Here is a 24,820-nt window from a genome sequence, read left to right as displayed (position 1 = left end):
TTTAGTCTAATTATACTATAAAATATCATTATGATTTTTAATAAAAAATCCCCTCAGTTGAGGGGATTTTTTTATATCAAATCACAGCATCAAAGCGCTGCAATCTGATCCATATTCGCTTTAATCTTCGCTAACTGATCAGCAAACTCAGCTAATTTCGCTTTTTCACCCTCAACGACAGCCGCAGGTGCTTTCGCCACAAAACCTTCATTACCAAGCTTAGTCGCAATCAGGTCATGCTGCTTTTGCACTTTGTCTAAGTCTTTTTGTAGGCGACCTAATTCCGCTTTCGGGTCAATTAAACCCTTCATTGGAACGAATACAGACACGTGACCCACGACAGAAGAGGAGGACAACGGTGGTTGCTCAGCATCTGCAAGGAAAGTGATGCTTTCCACTTTCGCTAAAGCTTTAAACAACGCTTCAATACGCGTGATCTGTGCTTTTTCAGCTTCAGTGGTATTTTGAAGTAGAACTGGTAATAAACGTGCATTACCTAATCCCATTTCACCACGGATGTTACGCACCGCACCAATCAAACCTTGTAACCACTGCATGTCCGCTTCAGCTTGCTCATTGATTTTCTCTTGAGCAGGCACAGGGTATGCCGCAGTCATAATGGTTTCGCCTTGAATGCCGAGCATTGGCGCAAGCGTTTGCCAAATTTCTTCAGTCAAGTACGGCATAATTGGGTGGGCTAAACGTAAAGATGCTTCCATCACAGCTAATAATACACGACGAACTTCGGCTTTACGCTCTTCAGACACTTCCGCATCGTTCAATACTGGCTTGGTCAATTCGACATACCAGTCGCAGTATTCATTCCAAATGAAGTCGTAGATCGCTTGTGCAGCTAAATCTAAACGATAGGTTGCGAAAGCTTGTTGAACCGCAGCTTCCGCTTTTTGCAGACGGCTGATAATCCACTGTTCAGGTAACTCCCAAAGATCAGGGCGAGCAGTTTGACCAACGGTTTGACCTTCAACATTCATCAGAACGAAACGAGTTGCGTTCCAAATCTTGTTACAGAAGTTACGGTAGCCCTCGACACGCTTTAAGTCGAACTTGATGTCACGACCTGTGTTTGCAAGCGCACAGAAGGTAAAACGTACTGCATCCGTACCATAAGCATTGATGCCTTCTGGGAATTCTTTGCGCGTTGATTTCTCAATCTTCGCAGCATCTTTTGGATTCATTAAGCCAGTGGTACGTTTCGCAACGAGGCTTTCTAAATCAATACCGTCGATCAAATCTAATGGATCAAGGACGTTACCCTTAGACTTCGACATTTTCTGACCTTCACCATCACGTACTAAGCCGTGAACGTAAACCGTCTTGAATGGAACTTGTGATGAACCATCTTCATTCTTCATGAAGTGCATGGTCATCATGATCATACGTGCAACCCAGAAGAAGATAATGTCAAAACCAGTCACCAACACATCTGTTGGATGGAAGGTTTTAAGGAAATCATTTGCTGCATCTTTTTGTGCGTCGCCAGTCCAACCTAAAGTTGAGAATGTCCACAGCGCAGATGAGAACCATGTGTCCAAAACGTCTTCGTCTTGTTTCAATTCTACATCAGCAGCGATGTTGTTCTTGCTACGAACTTCTTCTTCGTTGCGACCCACGTAAATGTTGCCTTCTGCATCGTACCAAGCAGGGATACGGTGACCCCACCAGAGTTGGCGAGAGATACACCAATCTTGAATATCACGCATCCAAGACATATACATGTTGGTGTATTGCTCAGGAACAAATTTGATACGACCATCTTGAACTGCTTCAATTGCAGGCTCAGCAAGTGGTGCAATTTTCACATACCATTGGTCTGTCAATAATGGTTCAACGATCACACCTGAACGGTCACCGCGTGGTGCTTTCAAGTCATAAGGTTGAATTTGATCTAACCAGCCTTCAGCCTCAGCTTGTTCAACCAATTTCTTACGTGCTGCAAAACGCTCTAAACCGATATAGTCAGCAGGCGCAGGAAGTAGTTGTGAAATTTGCTCACCCGCTCTAGCGATGTATTCAAACTCAGCCAAAACTTCTGCATTTTTGTTGAAGATATTGATAATCGCTAGACCACAACGTTTACCTACCTCATAGTCATTAAAGTCATGCGCAGGCGTGATTTTTACACAGCCTGTACCGAAGTCTTTTTCAACGTATTCATCTGCAACAACTGGGACTAAACGACCTGTGATCGGTAGAACAATGTTTTTACCGATAAGGTGTGCATAGCGTTCATCTTCAGGATGTACTGCAACGGCTGTATCGCCCAATAATGTTTCAGGACGCGTCGTTGCAACCACAAGATAGTCATTACCATCTTTGGTTTTAAGCGATTTGTCTTCAAAGAAATATTTAAAGTGCCACAATGAGCCTTTTTCTTCTTTGCTTTCAACTTCAAGATCAGAAAGGGCAGTTTGTAGTTTTGGATCCCAATTCACCAAACGCTTACCACGATAGATCAAACCATCTTCGTGAAGTTTAACAAACACTTCTTTTACAGCATTGGATAAACCTTCATCCATCGTGAAGCGTTCTCGTGACCAATCGACTGATGAGCCTAAACGACGGATTTGACGTGTAATTGTTCCGCCTGATTGTTCTTTCCATTCCCAAACTTTGTCGATGAACTTTTCACGACCTAAGTCATGGCGGTTAATCCCTTGTAGACCAAGTTGACGTTCTACCACCATTTGTGTTGCAATTCCCGCATGGTCAGTACCCGGTTGCCATAAGGTATTTTTACCCATCATACGGTTATAACGAGTCAGTGCATCCATGATGGCATTGTTAAAGCCATGACCCATGTGCAAGCTACCCGTAACGTTTGGTGGTGGAATCATGATACAGAATGATTCACCTTGACCTGATGGTTTGAAATAACCGTTTTGTTCCCAGATTTGATACCACTTCTTTTCGATCTCGGTTGGATCGTAAGTTGTTGCGATATTTTGAGCAGATTGAGCGTCAGTCATAGTACAGAAGATTAAAATTGAATAAAAAATTAGATCTATTGTAGCAAAAAAATGATGAATATTTTCATCAAAAAAAGTCGATGAAAACAGTTGGTTTTTTTCTTGAAAAAGTTAGATTTATGTATGTTACATCACACAATTAAAAATGTTTAAGCATAAAACAACGATATAAAAATATTAAAACTTAAAAAAGGACGGTTACGATGAGTTATTCAATTCTATTAAAAATTAATGAAGCAACACACGGTCAACCATTTTTGGCATTTATGCATGTTGATCGTGAATAGAATGTGGTAAATTCAGCATTTGAAAAGCCAAAAATGAAAGAAAAACAGAATCTAAGGATGAATAAGGGCTTATTGAATAAGCCCTTATTTTATGGAATCTAGAATAGGGTGATTAGAATGAACACTGCCGTTTTTTTAAATATTCATGCCGATACATACGCGCGATTTGCTCACATCCGTACGCAGCTCTTACAGGGTAGTAAAGAAAGCCAAGCAAATGCTTTGGGGGCAGTTTTATCTGAAATTGCATGTGAAGTGATAGAACAAGTTTTTATGGTGCTATTGCAAGACAATCAACATCATTCACTCACAGGTGAATCTGAAAAAGTGATTCAGCAGATTTTAGAAGCAATCCGAAAATATATGCCATGGTCAGTGTCATTCTTTGGGAATGATCGTCTAGTTCCATTGATTGAACATTTATCTAAAACAATTCGAGTTGAAGATGAGTCGGTATATATGACTTATCCGATTGAGCAACAGTTGACTCAACAGGTTAAAGCTTCGAGTCAAAAATTAGCTGAAGGGGAAAGTCGGGAAATTGCCAATTCACTGAAGTTGCTCACAGAAGTGATTGATGTAGGTGTCACTCATTTAATTCGTGAGCCGAAAAAGAGCCTAAAATTTAATTTTGTAGTCGATAAAACCTTAAATGGCGTCATTAATATGACGACACATTTAGGGTATAAGCGTTTAGAAAAATTAGGTACTCAACTTGATCAACAAGCTGCGGCAACTTATGTAGATCACTTTCTTAAATTTATGCGTCACCCTGCATAAATAAAGGAGATATATGACATGGCGAAACTTAAAAGTCTTGAAAATAAAGTCGTATGGATTACAGGTGCTTCATCAGGTCTAGGTAAAGCTTTGGCACGAGAGTGCGCTTTACAAGGTGCTCAAGTTGTACTGACTTCACGTTGTTATGATGAGTTGGAATCGGTTCGAGTGGGTTTACTTAAGCCTGAACAGCATCTTTCAATCGCTGCTGATATTACCGATGAAGCTCAAGTCCGCCATGCACATGAACGAGTTCTCGCAACCAAAGGACGTATTGATTGGCTGATTAATAATGCAGGCTTGAGTCAGCGTGCGTTGATTGAAGAAACGAGTATGCACACTGGACGTGCCATCATGGAAGTGGATTATTTCTCCCAAGTGTTCTTTACCAAAACCGTATTACCCACTTTGCGCAAACAAAAATCAGGTCGGGTGGTATTTATTTCGAGTGTGGCGGGTCTTTTAGGAACCCAATATCGCGCGACTTATTCTGCGGCTAAGGCTGCAATTCACATGTGGGCCAATAGCTTACGTGCGGAAGTCGCCAAAGAGGGAATAGCAGTTTCAGTGGTTTTTCCTGGTTTTGTTAAAACCAATGTTTCATTTAATGCTTTAAATGGTGAGGGCAAACCACAAGGGCATCAAGATGAAGCCATTGAAAATGGTTTGGATGCCGATGTATTCGCCCAGCGAGTTGTTGAAGCTTTGATGGCAGGTGAGGAATATGTGGTTGTCGGTGGGAAAAAAGAACAATTGGGTGTATTGGTGTCCCGTTTGTCGCCAAGCCTGTTGTATAAAATGATTCGTAAAACCAAAGTGAAGTAAAAGGAGTTTTTGCTCCCTTTTACTCATTTAAAATAGCCGTACCATAAGCAAATACTTCAACCATACCACCTTGCATACCTAATTCTGTGGTGCTGAGACGAACCCCCATAATATGGTTTGCGCCTATTCGATCTGCTTCTTGCTTGAGGCGAAGCATGGCTTCACGACGTGCACGTTCAACCACACTTTCATAACTGGTCAGGCGACCGCCGAAAAAGTTTTGAATATTGGCAAGTACGTATTTAAAGTAATCATGTGAGATGACAACATTGCTACTCACCAATTGCCCCTTTGCTGATGTTTCAATAAATCGATTGGTATCAATTCGAATATGGGCAAATTTTTTTTCTTTTTCATCTAGTTCACGTAAATGTTTTTGTTCGATATGACGACCAAATCCCCATCCGACTGAAAACAGAATCAAGAAAAGAATAACCTGAAAAATTAATCCACTCATAGACATACCTAAGCACTAAATGGATCAGGAAGTTTTGGTGTGATCGGCTGGACGACGACAGCTGTTCCATAGACAAAGAGTTCAGATGCACCTTGAGCGATATTTGAGGTCGAGAAGCGGATTCCGACAACAGCATTCGCACCCAAACTTCGCGCTTTATCAATCATACGTTGAGTTGCTTCTTGACGAGATTCTTCAAGTAATTCTGTATAACCTGTCAGTTCACCACCCACGATGTTTTTCAAACCAGCCATTAGGTCACGACCAACGTGTTTACTACGAACGGTGCTGCCATAAACAACATCTAACTGACGTAAAATAGTGTGCCCAGGCATAGATTCTAAACTGCTTAATAACATAGTATTTGTCTAAATCATGGATCTTCTATCTTTGAAGATAAGAAAAATTTGCATGTGTTGCAATAAAAAAGCTCACCGAAGTGAGCTTTTAAACCGAAAATAATCAAAATTATTGAGCAGCGTGAATTTGTGCGCTAGACGGTTGTGGATTTACAGTTTCACTTGTATTGGCTTTTAAACCACCACCAAGCGTTTTATAGAGTTCCACTTGGTTATTTAAGTTCGCTTGTTGTAACAACAATAAACCTTGCTCAGCCGAATATGCTGAACGTTGCGCATCTAATACAGTTAAATAACTATCAATACCTGCACGGAAGCGAGCATTAGAAAGTTTATAAGTCGTATTTGTCGCTTCAACTAAACGACGTTGAGCTGTTAAACGATCACCAATATTGGCACGCGTTGCAAGTGCATCATTCACTTCACGGAAAGCCGACTGTACTGACTTTTCATAGTTAGCAAGTGCAATTTTTTGATCCGTTTCAGAAATCTTCACATTCGCTTTGCGTGTACCCCAATCGAAGATTGGCATGTTAATACTTGGTCCAATAGACCATAACGCATTTCCAGACTTGAATAAATCACTCAAGTCAGTTGATGCATAACCTGCCGAACCAGTCAAACTAATGGTTGGGAATAATTGTGCTTTTGCTGCACCAATATTTGCACCAGCAGCACTCAGTTGATATTCGGCAGCTTTCACGTCTGGACGGTTATTTAACAAATCACTTGGTAAGCCTGCACTTAACGCATTTTGCTGGGTAATGCGAGTTACTTGTTGTTGAGGCAGCAAGTTCTGAGGAACAGGCTGACCAACAAGCAAGTTTAACAAGTTCTGCGCTTGAGCAATTTGTGTTTTGTAGTTAGCAACGTCATTACGTGCAGTTTCAACTGAAATTTGCGCTTGACGCACAGGAATTTCACTATCAATTCCGACATCGAAACGCTTTTTGTTCAAGTTAAATGACTCTTGCTGTGCTTTGAGTGTTTGCTCTGCAAGTTTGAGTTGTGCACTAGCAAATGAATAATTCAACCAAGCTTGAGTGACTTGGCTGATTAAACTGATTTGCGTTGCATCACGTGAACTTTGAGTTGCTAGATAACTGTCTAATGCAGCATCTTTTAAGCTGCGTACGCGCCCCCAGAAATCAAGCTCATAAGAGGTGAGACCTAAACCAACTTGATAAGTTGAATAAGGATTATTCGGATCACGAGAAGGGCTGACTTGGCGCACAGCACTACCGCTTGCTCCGATTGTTGGCAATTGATTGTTTTCTGAGATTTGATATTGCTGTTGAGCTTTTTGGATATTCAATGCAGCAGTACGTAAATCGCGGTTATTAGCAAGAGCCAAATCAATGACCTGTAATAAACGTTGGTCAGCAAAAAAGTCTTTATAACCTTGTTCAGCAATCGATTTTCCAGAAGCATTACCATAAGACGCGTAGCTTTCAGGAGTATTTGTGCTCACAACAGGCTCTGGCCCGCGCATACTTTGGCAGGCAGCCAAAGAGAGCGCGAGTGCAGAGATTGCAATGCCACGACTGGAAATAGACCAAACAGTTTGCATCACGATCAATGCTCCTGAGTATTTAAAGTTTTAGGTTTGTACTTAAAGATACTACGAATCCACACGAAGAATACAGGGATGAAGAAGATACCTAAAAGTGTTGAAGAAATTACACCACCAAGTACACCATAACCGACTGAGTGCTGACTACCAGCACCTGCACCGCTTGCTAGGGCTAATGGTAAAACACCAAAACCAAAAGCAAGTGTAGTCATGATAATTGGACGTAAACGCATTTTTGCAGCATGTAAGGTTGCATCAAATAAATCTTCACCTTGCTCCTGCAATTCTTTAGCAAATTCTACAATTAAAATTGCATTTTTGGCAGAAAGACCTATGACTGCTACGATCGCGACTTGGAAGTAAATATTAAAGGACAGGTTTGGATCGCCTTTAATGACCATACCCAACCATGTCAATGTAAAGGCACCGATAATACCTAAAGGTACAACCAATAATACAGAAATCGGAATTGCCCAACTTTCATATAATGCCGATAGACATAGGAATACAATTAATAACGAAAGAATCAGTAAAGGCAGGGTCTGATTACCAGAATCACGTTCTTCTAAAGATAATCCAGTCCATTCATAGTCGAAGCCTTGTAAGCCCATAGACGGTAACTTACCAATGATTTCTTCCATTGCCAACATCGCATCACCAGAGCTAACACCCGGTGCAGGAGTACCTTGAATGTTGACAGATGATACGCCGTTATAACGTTCTAAACGTGGTGAACCATACGTCCATTCGCCTTTAGCAAATGCTGAGAATGGAACCATTTGACCTTTGTTATTGCGTACATACCATTTGTTGAGGTCTTCTGGCATCATGCGAGTATCCGCTTCACCTTGGACATAAACTTTTTTGACACGACCACGGTCAACGAAATCATTGATATAAGAGCCACCCCAAGCCATGCTCATGGTGCTGTTAATATCACTAATACTGACACCCATTGCACCAGCTTGCGCTTGATCAACAGTGATTTTGTATTGAGGTGTATCTTCTTGACCGTTCGGACGAACACCTGCGAGACGTTTGTCTTGTGATGCCATACCTAAAATTGCATTTCTTGCCGCAATCAGTTTTTCATGGCCTTGACCACTGACATCTTTCAGCTGGATATTAAATCCTGATGATACGCCTAATTCTGGCATAGCAGGCAATTGTAATGGCATGATGTAAGAAGCATCTTTTACAATCATATTCAGTGCCATACCACGCTGAATAATCGCACCAATTTGTGATTCAGGTGTTGTACGTTCGCCCCAGTCTTTCAATTTAATGAAGGCGAGACCCGCATTTTGACCGACTCCAGTGAATGAGAAACCAGAAACGGTAAAGATCGAATCAACATGATCTTTTTCCTTATGCAGGAAGTAATCGGTCATTGTGGTAATAACTTTATCAGTACGTTCTAAGCTAGCGCTTGGCGGCAACTGAACTAAAGTCATAACTACGCCTTGGTCTTCTTCTGGTAAGAAAGAAGATGGCAACACTTTGTATAGACCAACCAAACCAGCAATCACTACGATATAAATGATCCCAGAGAAAATCTTATGATGGGTCATACGATTGACACCACCTTGATATTTTACTGATAGTTTATCGAAGCCACGGTTAAACCAACTGAAGAAGCGTGCAAAAATATTGTTGCTTTCTTGCTTGTTCGGATCATGTTGCTTTAACAAAGTCGCACATAGGGCAGGGGTAAACGTTAGTGCAACGATTAAAGATAAAATCATTGCAGTGACTAAAGTGATTGAGAACTGGCGATAAATAACCCCAGTTGTACCACCAAAAAATGCCATTGGTACGAATACCGCTGTTAATACACTGGTAATACCAATTAAAGCACCAGAAATTTGACTCATTGACTTTTCAGTCGCTGCTACAGGCTCCAAGTGCTCTTCTTGCATCACACGTTCGACGTTTTCTACTACAACGATCGCATCATCGACCAACAGACCAATCGCTAGTACCATTGCGAACATCGTCAGCGTATTGATCGAAAAGCCAAAGATATTAATAACAGCAAATGTTCCCAATACAACCACGGGTACAGCAAGTGTTGGAATAATGGTTGCGCGCCAGTTCTGTAAGAACAGGAACATCACAATAAATACCAATACCACAGCTTCAATCAGTGTGTGTACTACACTTTCAATCGAAAGCTTAATGAATGGTGTCGTATCGTAAGCAAGTTTATCTTTTAAACCACTTGGATAGTTAACACGTAATTCTGATAAACGTTTTTCAACTGCAGCAGCTGTATCTAGCGCATTTGCACCCGTCGCAAGTTTAATCGCGACACCACCTGCAGGATTACCATTGAACTTAGAGTCAAACTGATAGTTGTCTGAACCTAACTCAACACGTGCAACATCACTTAAACGCACTTGTGCGCCATTAGCAGCATTTTTTAGGAAAATGTTTTTAAACTGCTCTGGAGTCTGCAACATACTTTGTGCATTAACTGTCGCATTTAAAACTTGTCCCTGAACTGCTGGGGCACCACCTAATTGACCTACCGCAACTTGAGCATTTTGTGAACGTATAGCTGCTGCAACATCTGAAGGTGTGAGATTAAAACTAGTAAGTTTTGCTGGATCTAACCAGATACGCATTGCATATGAACCACCAAATACTTGGAGTTCACCTACACCTGCCACACGACTCAGTGGCTCAGAAATATTTGAGTTCACATAATCTTTAATGTCAGAAGCAGAAAGGCTGTTATCTGGCGAGTAAAATGCAATAACTTGCAAGAAGCTTGCACCAGACTTCGTCACTTTTACACCTTGACGTTGTACGTCAGCAGGTAACAGTGCTGTTGCTGATTGCAGTTTGTTTTGAACCTGAACTTGAGCGATATCAGGATCAATGCCTTGTTCGAAGTTTAAGTTGATCGATGCTTGACCATTACCCGCACTGTTTGAAGAGATATAACGCAAACCATCCAAACCATTCATTTGCTGTTCAATGATTTGAGTAACCGTATTCTCAACAGTCTGAGCTGAAGCACCTGGATATGTTGCAGAAATTGTCACCGTGGGCGGTGCAATTGTTGGGTATTGCGCAACTGGCATTTTGGTGAGGGTGAGAATACCCGCCAGCATAATTACCAGTGCTATCACCCATGCAAAAATTGGGCGATGGATAAAAAATTGAGCCATGCAATCTACCCCTTAAGCTTGTGAAGTAGCTTTTTGTTCAGCTTTTGCTGAATCGGCTTGCTTTTGTTGTTCAGCGGCGGCTGGTGGTGTAGCATTTTGACCTTGTGGTGCTTTTGCCTGTGGTTGATAAGGCTTAGCAGAAACTTCTTGCCCTTCTTTGACCTTAGCAACGCCATCGACTACAACTTTATCACCAACTTTTAAGCCTTCAGTCACAATCCAATCTTGGCCTTTTACGCCGACTGTTGTGATAGGGCGAGTTTCAATTGCACCTTTCGCATTTACGATCAGTGCGATTGCTTGACCTGTTGGTAAACGTGTTACAGCCGCTTGAGGAATCAAGTAAGCATTCGGTAGAACTGCTTGAGAAATTTTTGCAGTTGCATACATACCTGGTAATAACAGATGATTTGGGTTTGGGAATACCGCACGTAAAGTCACTGTACCAGTTTCTGGATTAACGCTAGCGCCAGAGAATGCAAGTTGTCCTTCTAATGGATAATCTGAACCATCTTCAAGTGTAATTTTGACCCGAGTATTGTTGCTATTGTCTAAACTACCTTTGCTGAGTTGCTGACGCAGACGTAATAGTTCAGCACTTGACTGATTGATATCAACATAGATTGGGTCAAGTTGTTGAATTGTCACTAATGGATCTGCTTGATTTGCTGTAACTAAAGCACCAGAGGTAACTGATGAACGACTCGATTGTCCTGAAATAGGTGCTCGAACAGTTGAGTAACCTAAATTAATTTCAGCATTTTTAAGCGCTGCTTGTGATGCTGCGACATCTGCTTCAGCGAGTTGAACTTGAGCATTGATATCATCATATTCTTGTTTAGAAACAGCATTAGTTCCAACCAATTGACGATAACGACCTTCTTTCACACGCAGCGCATTTAAATTTGCTTGCTGACGCAATAAGGTTGCACGAGCACTATCAGCAGTTGCACGATTTGTATTCGCATCAATTTCATAGAGTGCTTGACCTGCTTGTACATAACTGCCTTCAGCAAATAAACGCTTTAAAATGACGCCGCCTGTTTGTGGACGAACTTCTGAAATTTGATATGCAGACGTTCGACCCGAAAGTTCTACGTTTTGTTCAACGCTTTGTGGTTGTGCAACGATGATACCGACTTCTGGAGGTGGCATTTTTTGTGCAGCAGCGGTTTGCTGTGCATTTTTAGGATCTTTGCTACAACCAACAAGCGCAATGCTTGTTGCTAATGCGCAAGCAGTCAGGGCAGGTGCCCAAAGCTTAGCCGACATCATTATTCCACCTCAATTTAGATTTGTTATCTAAAAACAAATTGTTGCTGAAATTGCTTTGATACAGCCAAAACCAAAGCAACGAAGTCAAAATCAACCCAATACCCCAACCAGCCAATACATCAGTTGGAAAGTGAACCCCTGCATAAACTCTAGATATCCCCATGAAAATAAACCATAACGTAGATACTAAAATGACACTAATGCGATATTTATGTTGCTGAAGCAATAACATCATTAAACTCGCAAGGGTTGCTGCATAAAGGCTATGGGCACTTGGGAATGATGCGCCATAGCTTTGAACTAAGTGATAAAACTCCAAGGGTCTTGGTCGATCAATACTCCATTTCAGAAGCCAACCAATCCCAATACTTCCACCCACACTTAAAGTGATAAAAATCACATTCTTATAGTTTTTAATCCAAGTTTGATAAAGACACAAAAAAGTGGTTAAAAATAATAAAAATGGCATCCCACCCAACAGAGAAAGTAGAATTGTCACACGGTTAAGCGTCAATGAACGGTGTTCAAAAAAAGCTTGAACACTAAAAAGGTCTAAATTTGATGTGTTTGGAAAAATGAACCCAATCACGCCCAATCCTAAAAAAAAGCAACCAATACAAAGCAATAGGTACGGCATGCGAACCTCATTTTTTGCTTAACCATTGTTCAGGGTTATCGAATGTTTTGAAGTGTACTAGCGAGTACACTTTTGGTCAAGTCTTGAAATTTTATGATAATTTCATTTTTATATTTGTACAAGCTTCATTAAAAAAACATAACAAAATTCGATTAATGTCTCACTTTTTGCTCAGTTTTATTTTGTTCTTCTAACTGTACAGGTTGACTCGGGGGCCAAAAAAAGTCACTTGGTCGGGTTAAGAAATGAGTCATCACTAATTTTGCGAGTGGTTTCCATTGAGCGAAGCGGACGCGTCGGGCACGAAGTGCAACAATAATTGTCAAGGTAAAGCTGACAAATAAGTTAGTCAGGCCGATGAGCATAACCCCTAAAAAAGACACGATGATTAAACCAATATCAGGGCTACCGATGGTCATAAGACCTTGAATAAAATTGGCAGAGGCAAAGGCAATATGTCGAATATCTAAAGGTAAACCAAGAATAAAACCAATGGTTCCCATACTGCCAAGCATGATGCCAAAAAGAAAATTACCAGCCAAAGCCCCAAGATTCGTTTCAATATAATTGGCAAATTTATCTAAACGCTGTTGTCCCATCCAGCGTTTCAAACGATGGTGTTGTTTTAAACGAGGACCAACTTTTCGGTAGATGGCCAAATTATCGAAGTAGCCTGCAAGTAGTCCTGAGAAAAATAAGCATATTCCAGCAATTGCAGCATGGGGTACAGCTAACGAAGTAAATGGATTTAGATCATGTAAGGTTTTGGTTGCTTTTGTTGATGAAAGCAAAGGTTCATGTAGATTGTATTGCCATAAAAAAGTAATTAAAGCTGCTACTGGTATAGCAATCGAAATGTTACCGAGGATTGCAATAAATTGAGTTCGAATAATGTTGATAATCAGAGCAGCCAATTCAGCAATTTGAGCTGTTTTACTGCCTTTTTGGTGTTGTACTGTTGCGGCAAGTGCTGCCGCTGTCATCGCGGGTTGTTTGGTCGCAACGGTAAAGTGTAAGACATGGATAAGCATGAAGCCTAATGCATAATTCATACTATATAAAAAAGCATGTGTAAAAGGTGCGAGCACTAAACGAGCAGTTAAAATCTTTAAAGTGGCCATCGTTGCGATAATTGCACCAGCACCTGCTGCTGCTTTATACATACCCAAAAAACCAGCTCTATCAGTGCTTACATAATGTTCACCTGTTTTACTCGCATTTTCAGTGACCTGTAATGCAACCAGTTCGCTGGTTGAACTGAGTAAATGACGAACACTTTTTTCATCATAATGTGCCTTGGTGAAGTCAGTAAGTAATTCACCTAATGCAAGATAGCGTATCTCATTTTTACTTGCCAATAAGCTCAATAAAAGTTCAATACGATCAATTGCTTGCTCAAGTAGAGATAATAAATAGGTTAAGCTAACACTCACACCAATACGTTTAGTTGCACGGCGAATTTTGAGTACGACTTCACGGCATTGATCTAGCATTACAAATGCCTGAGAAGCATCAGGTGGTGGCATTACAACAACTGCATCTTGATCATCAATTTGTTTTTTATATTTCTCGATGAATTCAACAATTTCTCGATTTTGAACTAAGAAGGGAGATTCATATTCAATAATATCTGGCTGAGCATTAATAAATTCAGGATATAAACCTATACCACTGATTCGATAAGACAAAACGGTAATCGCCTTGATGAGCTCATTTTTAGAAATTTGTTTTTCAACCGTATTACTTTGGCTTTCGGCTAACAGATTAAATAAAGTGATCCAGTCTTGATTCTCAATCAGATCAAGCCATTGGCTATCTGTTTCTTGGTAAAATACTTTTCCAATAAGAGTCTTTAACTGCTGACCGTCTTCAACCAATGGAAGAAAGTGCGCACCAAGGCGTTGACTCAGTTGATTCCAAAAACCATCTAATGAAAGAATACCACTATCAGCATATAAGCTAATCTGTTTGTATTGGCTAATCAGTTTGAGTAAGAAATTTTGTAATAGGAGCGCAGACGCCGGCGTCAATAATAATATTTTGATGAAGCCCTGAATCTGTTGTTTAACTTCGTCCGCGTCCTTTGGATTTTTTGGCCGTAAGCGGTTAATTAATTCGATGATAATATTTTCATCTAAAACAGCTTGGTTTTGATCAAGCTGTTCCTGCATTTTTAAAAATAAATCAGATAAAGTTAAATGCATAGGCACTCATAAAATTATTGAAGTCGATGTAAGGCCATTAAGGTCAAATTAATCAGTGCTTGGCGATATTCATTATCTGGTAGCGCTTTAAGCGCTTCTAAAGCTGCATCCGTTTCTTGTTTGGCACGTTTTTGACAGTAGTCTAAGCCGCCTGAGTTGTGAACAATTTCAATGACTTTGTCCAAATGCTCGATACCACCTGTCGCGATACTGCGACGAATAATCGCATGATCATCTCCAGTTGAATGAGCTAATGCTGAAATTAACGGTAAAGTCGGTTTACCTTCCATTAAATCATCACCAATATTTTTACCTAATGTGTCGGCATCAGAGGTGTAGTCCAAAATATCATCAATAATCTGAAAGGCATTGCCAAAATGGCCAGCAAAACGGCGTAGTGGCTCACGATATTCTTCTCTGCCCGCCAGAATTGCCGCGCCTTCAGTTGCCAGTTCAAACAGGCGTGAGGTTTTACCATGAATAATTCTGAGATAGGTTTCTTCAGTGGTGTCTGGCTGGTGCTGGGCCTGAAGCTGTAAAACCTCGCCTTCCGCAATCTCACAGGTTCCTGTTGAGAAGTCCTTGAGTAAAGTGATGTTGTTTAAATCCACCAGCAAATCAAAGGCCCGTGCTATCAGGAAGTCACCCACCAGAACGGCGGTCTGATTGTTCCATGTTGCATTTGCGGTTGGACGACCACGGCGTAAGTTGGATTCATCAACGACATCATCATGCACCAATGTTGCAGTGTGTAGCATTTCGATAATTGCCGCTAAATGTTGGGCATGTTGCATGTTTGCGACGCCGCAAGCACGAGCAGCAAGTAAACACATGATTGGGCGCATACGTTTACCGCCAGCTTCAACAACATGTTTACTCACCGACATAACAAGACCAACTTTAGAACTTATACCTTCATTGATCAGGTGATCCATCGCAGCAAAATCTGTCGCAACAGGGGAGAGAATGTCTTGCTTGAAATCGATAACCATATGAAGGAAAACCTCGTATAGGTGGATAATGTTGCCAAGTGTATCAATTAATTTATTGCTAAACAGTTATACAAGTCATGTAATCTGTGATTTACAACAAGACGGTGAGTTTTTTGGTCTTAATTTAGTCAAATAAAGGCAATCCTCTATAAACCGATATCACTCTACTTATGACTTGATAAAAACACAGTTTGTTATTGTCGCAATTTGTTTTTAAAAATGTATTTCAAATTTTGATCAGAATCAATCAAAACAAGCCGACATCAATCTAATTGATTTCATTAAAAAATCCAAGCAACTTATCAATATCTCTGCATTTGTGCAAAATGACTTGTTGTTTGATCAATTTTCACTTAAAATTTGTCCCCTTGTATAACCCCAGTGGCGTTCGTTTTAAGCTCGGTATATCCCTTTATCGACACGACGACACGGGCATGTTGGAGTACATTATGTACGCAGTAATCCAAAGCGGTGGTAAACAGCACCGTGTTGTTGAGGGTGAAACCCTTAAAGTAGAATTGTTGAAAGCAGAAACTGGTTCAACTATTACGTTTGATGACGTATTAATGGTTGTTAACGGTGACAGCATTCAAATCGGTGCTCCAGTAGTAGCTGGCGCAAAAGTAACTGCAGAAGTAGTTGGCCATGGTCGTCACGACAAAATCCGCATCATCAAAATGCGTCGTCGTAAACACTACCGTAAGCAACAAGGTCACCGTCAATGGTTTACCGAGTTGAAAATTACTGGTATCGCAGGCTAACTCAGGAGTAAATAGACATGGCAACTAAAAAAGCCGGTGGATCGACGAAGAACGGTCGTGATTCGAATCCTAAGATGTTAGGTGTTAAAGTTTACGGTGGTCAAACTGTAACTGCTGGTAACATCATCGTTCGTCAACGTGGTACAGAATTCCACGCTGGTGCAAATGTTGGTATGGGTCGTGACCATACTTTATTTGCTACTGCTGACGGCGTAGTAAAATTTGAAGTGAAAGGTCAATTTGGCCGTCGCTATGTAACTGTTGAAGCTTAAGCTTTAATGGTTCAAAAAAACCCGCTTTTAGCGGGTTTTTTTATATTTACAATTTCTACATAAAGGCTGTAACTTCATACATAATGCAGACCTTTGCGACACGAATTACACAAAACCAATGCTTTTCTTCATTTTTTAAATGATCAAAAACAGTAAGATGTCGTCATAACAGTAAAAATCTGATAGAAGGTTCATTTTATGAATTTCGTAAAAAAAATCGCTTATGCAACAACTTTAAGTGTAGCTACACTTGCTCCTGTTGTGAGTAGTCAGGTATTTGCTGCACCTGTGGCTGCATCGACTCAGCAGGCGACGAATAGTTTGGTTCAACAACTCTCTGGCTTACAAAGATTCACAGCAGATTTTGAACAAAGTACCAAAGTAGCTGCGAGTAATAAAGCAGTTCAGAAAAAAGGTTTAACTGCACAACATATGAACCAGACTTTTAAAGGTTCAATGAAAGTTGAACGACCTGGAAAGTTTTATTGGGAAACCACAAGTCCTGCTAAACAAACGATTGTGACTACAGGTAAAGTCGTCTGGATTTATGATCCTGATCTTCAACAAGCAGTACGTCAAAGCTTGGATGATCAAATTGCCAATACCCCAGCGCTTTTACTGTCAGGGAATACCAATCAGATTATGCAATCTTACAGAGTAACGCAGCCTAATCGTAGTAAGCTTTATTATACTTTGTATCCAAAACAAGAGGATGGAGCATTTCAAAGTTTAACGATTAGTTTTGGTGCAAATAAGGCACCTAACTTGATGGTCTTACAAGATTCTTTAGGTCAAACAACGAATGTTCGCTTTACTAATGTAAAAGTTAATCCAACTATTCCTGCATCAGTATTTAATTTCACGCCACCGAAAGGTACGGATATTATTGATCAGTAATATTCTAAATACTCAAAGAGCTGCAATTACTGTGGCTCTTTGAGCTGAAATGTAGATACATTTCTTAATTTCATCTATAGGCAAGGCTTTGTATAGTGAAGAAAAACATCAGAGACTTACATGATGATGAACTTTACACAATTATCAAAAATTATTCCGCTTCTTCCTAGCCTGACAGTTATTGCATTAACAGGTTGCCAACCTAAAAAAGATACAACTAATGGAAAGGACAAAGTGGATATTCCACTCATTCAAGCGAAAGTTATTGCAGTCAAAATACCCAAACAAAAAGTCTGTTTAGAAGATGGTTGTACCAATTATGATTTACAAAATGTTGAAACCAATCAAAAATGGATTGATGAATATTTTCTCAATCGTATGAAAAAAGCTGAGCCGAATGCATTTTCGAACTTAGCTGATCAAAAGGTAAAAGTCGCTGCTGGTGAACCATCACTCAGTGAAAGTAGTACCTATGTACGTTTTGTAGGGCAAAATTATAATTTGGCGACTTTCGCAATTCAGACTTATTCATACTCAGCTGGTGCTGCGCATGGTATGTCACATCAAGAATTTGTCAATTTTGACTTGTCCAATAAAAAACACATTACTGTAAGTGAATTAATTAAACCCGAAATGAATCAAAAACTTCGTGATGAGTTATATGCTGCTAATCAAAACTGGTTAGATGATCACCAAATTAAGAAAGATCAATTGCAAGTCAGTGATAATTTTTATTATGGAGTCAATGGGATCGTGTTCGTCTATCCATTGTATGAGTTGGCCTCTTATGCAGAAGGGATGAGCGAATTAACTTTACCGTATTATTCAGCCAAAAAATTTATCAAGTCTGAATATTTACCAAGCTTACCGAAAGAGCCAAATTAGTTGTTAGTCAGCATCTAAACATTGTTTATAGATGCTGATAGTTTATTGCCAATCGCTGTATTTTTTTAGGTTAAAGCCTTACACTATAGCCAGTTTTTTCTCTATTCATGATTGATTATGATCGACCCAAAATTACTCAGAAATAATATTGAAGCAGTGAATGCTGCTTTAGCAAAACGTGGTATTCAGCTTAATGTACAAGAATGGGCGGATTTAGAAGCACGCCGTAAAGAATTGCAGTCCAAAGCTGAAAACTTGCAGGCAGAGCGTAATGCGGGCGCAAAACAAGTTGGTCAAATCAAAAAGTCGGGCGGAGATGCGTCTGAAATCATGGCGCGTATGGCTGCCATTGGAGATGAAATCAAAGCGGCTGAAGTTGCGCTTGCTGAGTTGCAAACTGAACTAGAGCAAAAATCACTGGCGATTCCAAACTTACCTGATGAATCTGTTCCAGAAGGTAAAGATGAAAGCGATAATGTTGAAATCTTAAAGTGGGGCACACCACGCCAATTTGATTTTGAGATCAAAGATCATACCGATCTTGGTGAGTGGATGGGTGGACTTGAGTTTGAAACAGCAACCAAATTAACAGGTTCACGTTTTAGCGTACTCAAAGGTCCTTTGGCACGTCTACAACGCGCTTTGACGCAGTTTATGTTAGATACACATACCCTTAAAAATGGTTATACCGAAGCGTATGTACCCTATTTAGTCAATGCAGATAGTTTACGTGGTACAGGTCAGCTGCCTAAATTTGAAGAAGACTTATTCAAGTTGCAAGGTGAAAAAGAATATTACCTGATCCCGACCGCAGAAGTGCCAGTAACAAACTTTGTGCGTGATGAAATCTTAGATGCCGATCGTTTACCACTTAAATACGCAGCACATACACCATGTTTCCGTAGCGAAGCAGGTTCTTATGGTCGTGATACCCGTGGTTTGATTCGTCAACATCAGTTCGATAAGGTCGAAATGGTGCAAATTTCAAAACCAGAGCACTCAATGCAGGCGCTTGAAGAACTAACTGCACATGCAGAGGGCATTTTGCAGGCATTAGGCTTACCATATCGTAAAATTTTGCTCTGTGGTGGTGATATGGGTTTTGGTGCAACCAAAACTTATGACTTAGAAGTATGGGTGCCAAGCCAAAATACCTATCGTGAAATCTCAAGTTGCTCAAACATGGGCGATTTCCAAGCAAGACGTATGAAAGCACGCTACCGCGTAGATCAGAAGAAGATCGAATTGGTGCATACGTTGAATGGTTCAGGTTTAGCTGTAGGTCGTACTTTGCTTGCAGTGATGGAAAACTATCAACGTGCGGATGGTTCGATTGAGATTCCTGAAGTTTTACGTCCATATATGGGCGGTATTAGTTATATAGACTAAAATGCATCGAATTTGTGCATAGTTTTTGCTTTAGCTCAATCAGATCTAAAAAATATAGAGGCGTATCGTGGAAATTTTCCCAATCTCTTTAAAGTTGCAGCAGCAACGTTGCCTGATTGTGGGTGGTGGGCATATTGCCTACCGCAAAGCAAACTTGTTAGTCAAAGCTGGTGCAATTATTGATGTGATTGCACCAGAGATTGAGCCTGATTTGCAAGAATTAGTTGAGAAGTCACTGGGTCAATATATCCAGGCTCCTTTTTCAGTAAATATTTTAGCAACGCCTTATCGCCTAGTGATTGCAGCGACAGATCAGCCTGATGTGAATAAAGCTGTCTTTGAGCAATGTGAGATACGTAATCTTCTCGTCAATAGCGTGGATGATATTCCAAATTGTCGTTTTATGGTGCCTGCAATTATTGATCGGTCACCACTCGTTATTTCTGTGGCTTCAAATGGAGCTTCGCCTGTTTTATCACGTCAAATTCGTACACAGTTAGAAAGTTCTATTCCACATGGTATGGGTAAATTAGCTGAGTTTTCTGGTCAATGGCGTAAACAGGTGAAAGAAAAAATTACCAATCCAGATGAGCGTCGTATTTTTTGGGAAAACTTATACGCAAGCCCACTAAAAGAACAAGTCTTTAATGACAATCTTGAGGTGGCAAATAATTTAATTGAACAAGCCTTAACAGAATGGACTGCACCGAAAGGTGAAGTCTATTTAGTGGGTGCGGGTCCCGGTGATCCAGAGTTGCTGACTCTAAAAGCATTACGTTTGATGCAACAAGCTGATGTGGTGATTTATGATCGTTTGGTCTCTGCACCGATCTTAGAATTGTGCCGCCGTGATGCTGAAAAGATTTATGTAGGTAAAGCACGTTCTAATCATTCAGTCCCACAAGATGGTATTAATGCTTTGTTGGTTGAATATGCACAAAAGGGTAAGCGTGTTTGCCGCTTAAAAGGTGGTGATCCATTTATTTTTGGGCGTGGTGGCGAAGAGATTCAAGAATTAGTTGAAGCTGATGTTACATTTCAAGTTGTGCCGGGGATTACAGCGGCGTCAGGGTGTTCTGCTTATGCAGGTATTCCACTCACGCATCGTGATTACGCACAAAGCGTACGTTTTTTAACAGGACACCTTAAAGAGGGATCACCAGAACTTCCTTGGAATGAGCTAGTGTATGAAAACCAAACTTTGGTGTTATACATGGGCTTAGTCGGTTTAGAACGCATTTGTGAGCAACTGATTGCTCACGGTCAGCGTCCAAATATGCCAGTTGCGCTTATTTCCAAAGGTACTACGCCAGATCAAAATGTGGTGGTTGGAACTTTAGCGGATATAGCGACCAAAGTATCTGAGCATCATATCGTAGCACCGACTTTAACCATTATTGGTGAAGTAGTCAGTCTGCGTGAACAGTTAAAATGGCAATAAAATTTCCTTTATGGCGTTGTCGTCATTCCAGATCTATTGAATAAATAGATTTGGAGAATTTGAATAGTAGAGAAAATTTGTGATTCATGTTGTCCTATACGAACCAGAAATACCTGCAAACACAGGTAATATTATTCGTTTGTGTGCCAATACAGGTGCTCAATTGCATTTAGTGAGACCTTTAGGTTTCGAACTAGACGATAAGAAATTGAAGCGAGCAGGTTTGGATTACCACGAATGGGCAAGAATGCAAATTTGGGACAATATCGAACTCTGTCTTGCCGATTTAAAAACCAAAGGTGTTGAGCATGTTTTTCCACTGACCACTAAAGGTACAGCGACACCGCATACAGTGGATTTAAATCGTCCAGTTGCTTTGTTGATGGGGCCTGAAACTCGTGGTTTACCTGAACAAGTGCGTTTAATGTTCCCACAAGAGCAATGGATTCGTCTGCCAATGGCTGAAAATTCAAGAAGTTTAAACCTCTCTAACGCAACCGCCGTGATTGTCTATGAAGCGTGGAGACAACAGGGTTTTAAACAACTTTAATTTCTTGGGTTAGAGATCACCATAGGGGCTTGCAACAACTAAGATATAACCATTCAGATCTTTAAACCAAATCTCTCGATGGTGTGCGTTAGAGTTGTATTTTGGTCCTTCTAAAATTTCGATTTGATGAGTTTGTAATTTTTGAACAATCTCATCAAATCGCTTGCTTTCAAACCACAATAAAACCCCATTTCCAATCAGCCGTTTGGGGGCACCGATATGTGAGTGATCATGCACTTGCCATTGGTGCAGTTGTAACACCACATGCTGCTCAAACAACAATTGTTCATATTCTCTGCCACCATGTCCGCTTTCTAAACCAAGTATTGTTTGATACCACTGACTGGTTTTTTCGATATCAGCTACCGCAATTAAAGGCTGTGGATACATACATACCTCACTGAATGATTAGAATTACTATTCTTGTATTGCATCAAAACGTTGCTGTGCATAAATAACTTGTTCAATATTACTCTCTGCCCAGTCTTTCAATTGATATGCCATTTTTGCGACTTCTAAGCCGAGTGGGGTTAATGAGTAATCAACACGAATGGGTGCAGTATCTTGTACTTGTCTTGCAATAAATCCATCTCGTTCTAACATTTTTAATTTTTGTGAAAGTACTTTTGGGGAAATACCCTGAATACTCTTTTTGAGTAAATTAAAATGCTGAGTTTCTCTTGCAAGTATATTGATGATCAACAAAACCCATTTATCTGCAATTTTTTCAAAAAATAATCGGGCAGGGCAATGTTGTTGATAAATATTATATTTTAATGCCTGATTCATGTTTTTAACCCTTAATTTATTCATTTAGCACACCTAGTTACTGATTGGTAACTAATTGACACCTAGTTTCTAAAATATATGATTAAATTGAACTTTTTAAAAATTTTGGATCATCTCATGACAAAAATTGCAGTTGTATATTTCTCTGGTTATGGTCACACCAAAGTAATTGCACAAAATTTTGCACAACCGATTGATGCTACATTAATTGAAATTGATCAGAATGGTGAAATTACAGAACAAGATTGGCAAACGTTAAATGATGCCCAAGCGATTGTATTTGGTGCGCCAACATACATGGGAACAGCACCTTGGCAATTTAAGAAATTTGCTGATGCTTCCTCAAAGGTATGGTTCACACGTGGTTGGCAAGATAAAGTTTTTGCAAGATTTACAAACAGTGCAAGTTTAAATGGTGATAAACAAGTGACGTTGATTCAATTACAAACCTTAGCTTCTCAGCATGGTGGTATTTGGGTGAGTTTAGGTTTACTTCCAGCCAATACCAAAGCCGCAAAACGCGAAGATGTGAATAATTTAGGCGGTTCTGTTGGTTTACTGGTTCAATCACCTTCTGATGCGAGTGTAGATGAGATTCCAACAGGGGACTTAGAAACAGCGAAGCTGTATGCGGAACGTGTTAAATCAATTGTTGAAAAACTGCATAGCTAAGTTTTTGAGTTAATAAAAAGGCGCATTTAGCGCCTTTTTAGATTTAGATGATTTTATTCGTGTTCATTGTGTTGAGGTGCATTATATTTAAAGCCTTTGGTTTTATAGCCTAAATATAAAATACCAAACATTGCCCACCATAAACCGTATTTTAATGCTGTATCTTCAATTTCTAGCCACATAGCGAAGACACTCAGGAAGCCACAAAGAGGAATGATGACAAAGTTTAAAATATCTTTGAAATTCTTTGTACGGCCATCACGTAATGCATAGCGAGAAATCACTGAGAGATTTACAAAAGTAAATGCAATCAAAGCACCAAAGCTGATCATTGAAATCACAACATCCAAACTCATAAAACCAGCGCTTAATGCGACCAATCCTACAATGATAATATTATAAGATGGGGTATATGTTTTATGACTAATATGGCCGAAGATTTTCTTGTTAATCACACCGTCCCGACCCATCACATACATCAGACGTGATACGCCAGCATGAGCTGAAATACCAGATGCCATGACAGTCACAATTGCAAAGGCAAGCACATAGGACTGGAATAACGAACCACCCACCAGCAACAGGATGTCAGGCTGGGTTGCGGCGACGTCCTCAAAATAAGTTTTAGGATCATTCGGGAAGTAGATTTGCATAAAGTAGGTGCTGATAATAAAAATTACACCTGCGAATAATGCAGTCAAGAAAATCGCTTTTGGTAAGGTCTTTTCAGTATCTTTAGTTTCTTCTGCTAGAGAGCTTAGCGAGTCAAAACCTGTAAATGAAAAGCACAGTAAAGTCGCACCTGTAATTAACGCGCCAATAGAGGTTAGCTCATTCCAGAACGGTTGTAAGCTCCAAAGTTGATAGCGTGTTTCTGCAGTAATTGGACCTTCTGCGTTATACCCCATTTGTAGTTTGTTATAAACCAAATAGGTGAATACACCGATGACGATCAGTTGAACTAAAACAATCAAGCTATTAAAGTTTGCAACAAAACGAGCGCCACGCAAGTTGATGCCAGTCATAAAGGCAGTCAGGATAATCACCCAGACCCAATGGTTTACATTTGGAAATAAGGCATCCAGATAGATTCCCGCCAAGATGATATTGACCATCGGTGATAGTAAATAATCGAGCCAAGAAGACCACCCCACCATAAAGCCAACATTGGGATGGATGGATTTTTGAGCGTAAGTATAAGCCGATCCAGAAGATGGATAACGGCGAATCATGTGCCCATAGCTTAGCGATGTAAACAAAATCGCAATCAATGCCACAATGTAAGAGGTAGGAACGTGGTGATGACTTTCTTCTGATACCAGACCGAAAGTGTCAAACAAGGTCATCGGTTGAATATAAGCCAAACCAATAATGATAATGTGCCAGAGACCTAGCGTTTTTTGCAGTTTAGCTACCGATGGAGTCCCAGAAATATTTGTCAACGGCGTTATCCTCATAATCGTTGATCAAAGATCAGCTATGGTTTTAAGGGTCATTTGAGACAAAAATGACCCCTGCTACAAAAAAAAGAAGTGCGCCAATTTATCGTAATTTATTATAAATTGTCAGTACTTTTATGCTTCTTTTAGCAATTTTTTTGCCAATTCGCCAA

Annotated in this window: 22 protein-coding genes; 10 read left to right on the top strand and 12 right to left on the bottom strand. The window is 40.1% G+C overall.

The window, feature by feature from the left end; translation table 11 throughout:
- Positions 1–89: 89 nt before the first annotated feature.
- Complete coding sequence (locus CDG55_RS11105; RefSeq protein ID WP_087536968.1) at positions 90–2,987, bottom strand: valine--tRNA ligase; 2,898 nt, start codon at positions 2,985–2,987, stop codon at positions 90–92.
- Positions 2,988–3,391: 404 nt separating this feature from the next.
- Here CDG55_RS11105 and CDG55_RS11100 point away from each other — a divergent pair, with 404 nt between their 5' ends.
- Complete coding sequence (locus CDG55_RS11100; RefSeq protein WP_004908464.1) at positions 3,392–4,054, top strand: hypothetical protein; 663 nt, start codon at positions 3,392–3,394, stop codon at positions 4,052–4,054.
- A gap of 18 nt (positions 4,055–4,072) precedes the next feature.
- A complete protein-coding gene (locus CDG55_RS11095; protein WP_087536967.1) occupies positions 4,073–4,879 on the top strand; it encodes an SDR family NAD(P)-dependent oxidoreductase in 807 nt (268 codons plus the stop codon).
- 19 nt (positions 4,880–4,898) lie between these two features.
- Here CDG55_RS11095 and CDG55_RS11090 read toward each other — a convergent pair whose 3' ends face one another.
- The 8 genes from CDG55_RS11090 to sdsA all read right to left on the bottom strand — a co-directional run bounded on the left by CDG55_RS11090 (position 4,899) and on the right by sdsA (position 15,552).
- Positions 4,899–5,336, bottom strand: coding sequence for a YbjQ family protein (locus CDG55_RS11090; RefSeq protein WP_087536966.1), 438 nt, complete (start codon positions 5,334–5,336; stop codon positions 4,899–4,901).
- A gap of 8 nt (positions 5,337–5,344) precedes the next feature.
- Positions 5,345–5,695: a YbjQ family protein gene (locus tag CDG55_RS11085; RefSeq protein WP_005161831.1), complete on the bottom strand. Its 351-nt coding sequence runs from the start codon at positions 5,693–5,695 to the stop codon at positions 5,345–5,347.
- 109 nt (positions 5,696–5,804) lie between these two features.
- Positions 5,805–7,265 (bottom strand): multidrug efflux RND transporter AdeIJK outer membrane channel subunit AdeK, encoded by a 1,461-nt coding sequence (gene adeK / locus CDG55_RS11080; protein WP_087536972.1) that lies wholly within the window; start codon positions 7,263–7,265, stop codon positions 5,805–5,807.
- Between the two features lie 5 nt (positions 7,266–7,270).
- The gene (gene adeJ / locus CDG55_RS11075; RefSeq protein ID WP_087536965.1) at positions 7,271–10,444 is read right to left on the bottom strand and encodes a multidrug efflux RND transporter permease subunit AdeJ; all 3,174 of its coding nucleotides are present in this window, start codon (positions 10,442–10,444) and stop codon (positions 7,271–7,273) included.
- A gap of 12 nt (positions 10,445–10,456) precedes the next feature.
- Positions 10,457–11,719: an efflux RND transporter periplasmic adaptor subunit gene (locus CDG55_RS11070; RefSeq protein ID WP_087536964.1), complete on the bottom strand. Its 1,263-nt coding sequence runs from the start codon at positions 11,717–11,719 to the stop codon at positions 10,457–10,459.
- Positions 11,706–12,356 (bottom strand): phosphatase PAP2 family protein, encoded by a 651-nt coding sequence (locus tag CDG55_RS11065; RefSeq protein ID WP_087536963.1) that lies wholly within the window; start codon positions 12,354–12,356, stop codon positions 11,706–11,708. Before CDG55_RS11065 ends, CDG55_RS11070 begins: the two co-directional genes overlap by 14 nt.
- A 152-nt stretch (positions 12,357–12,508) precedes the next feature.
- Positions 12,509–14,560 carry a site-specific recombinase gene (locus CDG55_RS11060; protein WP_087536962.1) on the bottom strand — a complete coding sequence of 684 codons (2,052 nt, stop codon included), beginning with the start codon at positions 14,558–14,560 and terminating at the stop codon, positions 12,509–12,511.
- A 14-nt stretch (positions 14,561–14,574) separates the two neighbouring features.
- Positions 14,575–15,552 carry an All-trans-nonaprenyl-diphosphate synthase gene (gene sdsA, locus CDG55_RS11055; RefSeq protein ID WP_005161816.1) on the bottom strand — a complete coding sequence of 326 codons (978 nt, stop codon included), beginning with the start codon at positions 15,550–15,552 and terminating at the stop codon, positions 14,575–14,577.
- A 449-nt stretch (positions 15,553–16,001) separates the two neighbouring features.
- Between sdsA and rplU the strand changes: the two genes are divergently transcribed.
- The 7 genes from rplU (at position 16,002) to CDG55_RS11015 (ending at position 21,747) form a co-directional block, all read left to right on the top strand.
- Positions 16,002–16,313 carry a 50S ribosomal protein L21 gene (rplU, locus tag CDG55_RS11050; RefSeq protein ID WP_004664501.1) on the top strand — a complete coding sequence of 104 codons (312 nt, stop codon included), beginning with the start codon at positions 16,002–16,004 and terminating at the stop codon, positions 16,311–16,313.
- Between the two features lie 17 nt (positions 16,314–16,330).
- Positions 16,331–16,585, top strand: coding sequence for a 50S ribosomal protein L27 (gene rpmA / locus CDG55_RS11045; protein WP_004640422.1), 255 nt, complete (start codon positions 16,331–16,333; stop codon positions 16,583–16,585).
- A gap of 198 nt (positions 16,586–16,783) precedes the next feature.
- Positions 16,784–17,482, top strand: coding sequence for an outer membrane lipoprotein chaperone LolA (lolA, locus tag CDG55_RS11035; RefSeq protein ID WP_005161809.1), 699 nt, complete (start codon positions 16,784–16,786; stop codon positions 17,480–17,482).
- A gap of 120 nt (positions 17,483–17,602) precedes the next feature.
- Positions 17,603–18,367: an RsiV family protein gene (locus tag CDG55_RS11030; RefSeq protein ID WP_087536961.1), complete on the top strand. Its 765-nt coding sequence runs from the start codon at positions 17,603–17,605 to the stop codon at positions 18,365–18,367.
- A gap of 117 nt (positions 18,368–18,484) precedes the next feature.
- A complete protein-coding gene (gene serS / locus CDG55_RS11025; RefSeq protein ID WP_087536960.1) occupies positions 18,485–19,756 on the top strand; it encodes a serine--tRNA ligase in 1,272 nt (423 codons plus the stop codon).
- A 67-nt stretch (positions 19,757–19,823) separates the two neighbouring features.
- On the top strand, positions 19,824–21,197 hold the full coding sequence (cysG, locus tag CDG55_RS11020; protein WP_087536959.1) for a siroheme synthase CysG: 1,374 nt from the start codon (positions 19,824–19,826) through the stop codon (positions 21,195–21,197).
- A 79-nt stretch (positions 21,198–21,276) separates the two neighbouring features.
- Entirely contained in the window at positions 21,277–21,747 is a 471-nt protein-coding gene (locus CDG55_RS11015) for a tRNA (cytidine(34)-2'-O)-methyltransferase (RefSeq protein ID WP_004664488.1), read from the top strand.
- Between the two features lie 9 nt (positions 21,748–21,756).
- Here CDG55_RS11015 and CDG55_RS11010 read toward each other — a convergent pair whose 3' ends face one another.
- Together CDG55_RS11010 and CDG55_RS11005 are read right to left on the bottom strand one after the other, a co-directional pair.
- Positions 21,757–22,137 carry a VOC family protein gene (locus CDG55_RS11010; protein WP_087536958.1) on the bottom strand — a complete coding sequence of 127 codons (381 nt, stop codon included), beginning with the start codon at positions 22,135–22,137 and terminating at the stop codon, positions 21,757–21,759.
- 27 nt (positions 22,138–22,164) lie between these two features.
- On the bottom strand, positions 22,165–22,536 hold the full coding sequence (locus CDG55_RS11005) for a winged helix-turn-helix transcriptional regulator (RefSeq protein WP_087536957.1): 372 nt from the start codon (positions 22,534–22,536) through the stop codon (positions 22,165–22,167).
- A gap of 117 nt (positions 22,537–22,653) precedes the next feature.
- Between CDG55_RS11005 and CDG55_RS11000 the strand changes: the two genes are divergently transcribed.
- Positions 22,654–23,208: a flavodoxin family protein gene (locus CDG55_RS11000; RefSeq protein ID WP_087536956.1), complete on the top strand. Its 555-nt coding sequence runs from the start codon at positions 22,654–22,656 to the stop codon at positions 23,206–23,208.
- Positions 23,209–23,261: 53 nt separating this feature from the next.
- Here CDG55_RS11000 and CDG55_RS10995 read toward each other — a convergent pair whose 3' ends face one another.
- A complete protein-coding gene (locus CDG55_RS10995) occupies positions 23,262–24,665 on the bottom strand; it encodes an APC family permease (RefSeq protein WP_171287520.1) in 1,404 nt (467 codons plus the stop codon).
- Between the last annotated feature and the right edge of the window lie 155 nt (positions 24,666–24,820).

Origin of the sequence: Acinetobacter sp. WCHA45 (assembly GCF_002165255.2) — a bacterium.
Classification (GTDB): Bacteria; Pseudomonadota; Gammaproteobacteria; order Pseudomonadales; family Moraxellaceae; genus Acinetobacter.
Note: the sequence above shows the minus strand (reverse complement) of the source record. Positions and strands in the feature narration are given on the sequence as shown.

Bases quoted from the DNA above. Each gene is read 5' to 3' on its own strand.
- CDG55_RS11090 (WP_087536966.1), bottom strand. From the start codon at position 5,336: ATGAGTGGATTAATTTTTCAGGTTATTCTTTTCTTGATTCTGTTTTCA.
- CDG55_RS11060 (WP_087536962.1), bottom strand. From the start codon at position 14,560: ATGCATTTAACTTTATCTGATTTATTTTTAAAAATGCAGGAACAGCTT.
- CDG55_RS11000 (WP_087536956.1), top strand. From the start codon at position 22,654: ATGACAAAAATTGCAGTTGTATATTTCTCTGGTTATGGTCACACCAAA.
- serS (WP_087536960.1), top strand. From the start codon at position 18,485: ATGATCGACCCAAAATTACTCAGAAATAATATTGAAGCAGTGAATGCT.
- CDG55_RS11010 (WP_087536958.1), bottom strand. From the start codon at position 22,137: ATGTATCCACAGCCTTTAATTGCGGTAGCTGATATCGAAAAAACCAGT.
- rplU (WP_004664501.1), top strand. From the start codon at position 16,002: ATGTACGCAGTAATCCAAAGCGGTGGTAAACAGCACCGTGTTGTTGAG.
- CDG55_RS10995 (WP_171287520.1), bottom strand. From the start codon at position 24,665: ATGAGGATAACGCCGTTGACAAATATTTCTGGGACTCCATCGGTAGCT.
- CDG55_RS11100 (WP_004908464.1), top strand. From the start codon at position 3,392: ATGAACACTGCCGTTTTTTTAAATATTCATGCCGATACATACGCGCGA.
- adeK (WP_087536972.1), bottom strand. From the start codon at position 7,265: ATGCAAACTGTTTGGTCTATTTCCAGTCGTGGCATTGCAATCTCTGCA.
- CDG55_RS11095 (WP_087536967.1), top strand. From the start codon at position 4,073: ATGGCGAAACTTAAAAGTCTTGAAAATAAAGTCGTATGGATTACAGGT.
- rpmA (WP_004640422.1), top strand. From the start codon at position 16,331: ATGGCAACTAAAAAAGCCGGTGGATCGACGAAGAACGGTCGTGATTCG.
- CDG55_RS11065 (WP_087536963.1), bottom strand. From the start codon at position 12,356: ATGCCGTACCTATTGCTTTGTATTGGTTGCTTTTTTTTAGGATTGGGC.
- sdsA (WP_005161816.1), bottom strand. From the start codon at position 15,552: ATGGTTATCGATTTCAAGCAAGACATTCTCTCCCCTGTTGCGACAGAT.
- CDG55_RS11070 (WP_087536964.1), bottom strand. From the start codon at position 11,719: ATGATGTCGGCTAAGCTTTGGGCACCTGCCCTGACTGCTTGCGCATTA.
- CDG55_RS11105 (WP_087536968.1), bottom strand. From the start codon at position 2,987: ATGACTGACGCTCAATCTGCTCAAAATATCGCAACAACTTACGATCCA.
- CDG55_RS11005 (WP_087536957.1), bottom strand. From the start codon at position 22,536: ATGAATCAGGCATTAAAATATAATATTTATCAACAACATTGCCCTGCC.
- lolA (WP_005161809.1), top strand. From the start codon at position 16,784: ATGAATTTCGTAAAAAAAATCGCTTATGCAACAACTTTAAGTGTAGCT.
- adeJ (WP_087536965.1), bottom strand. From the start codon at position 10,444: ATGGCTCAATTTTTTATCCATCGCCCAATTTTTGCATGGGTGATAGCA.
- CDG55_RS11085 (WP_005161831.1), bottom strand. From the start codon at position 5,695: ATGTTATTAAGCAGTTTAGAATCTATGCCTGGGCACACTATTTTACGT.
- CDG55_RS11030 (WP_087536961.1), top strand. From the start codon at position 17,603: ATGATGATGAACTTTACACAATTATCAAAAATTATTCCGCTTCTTCCT.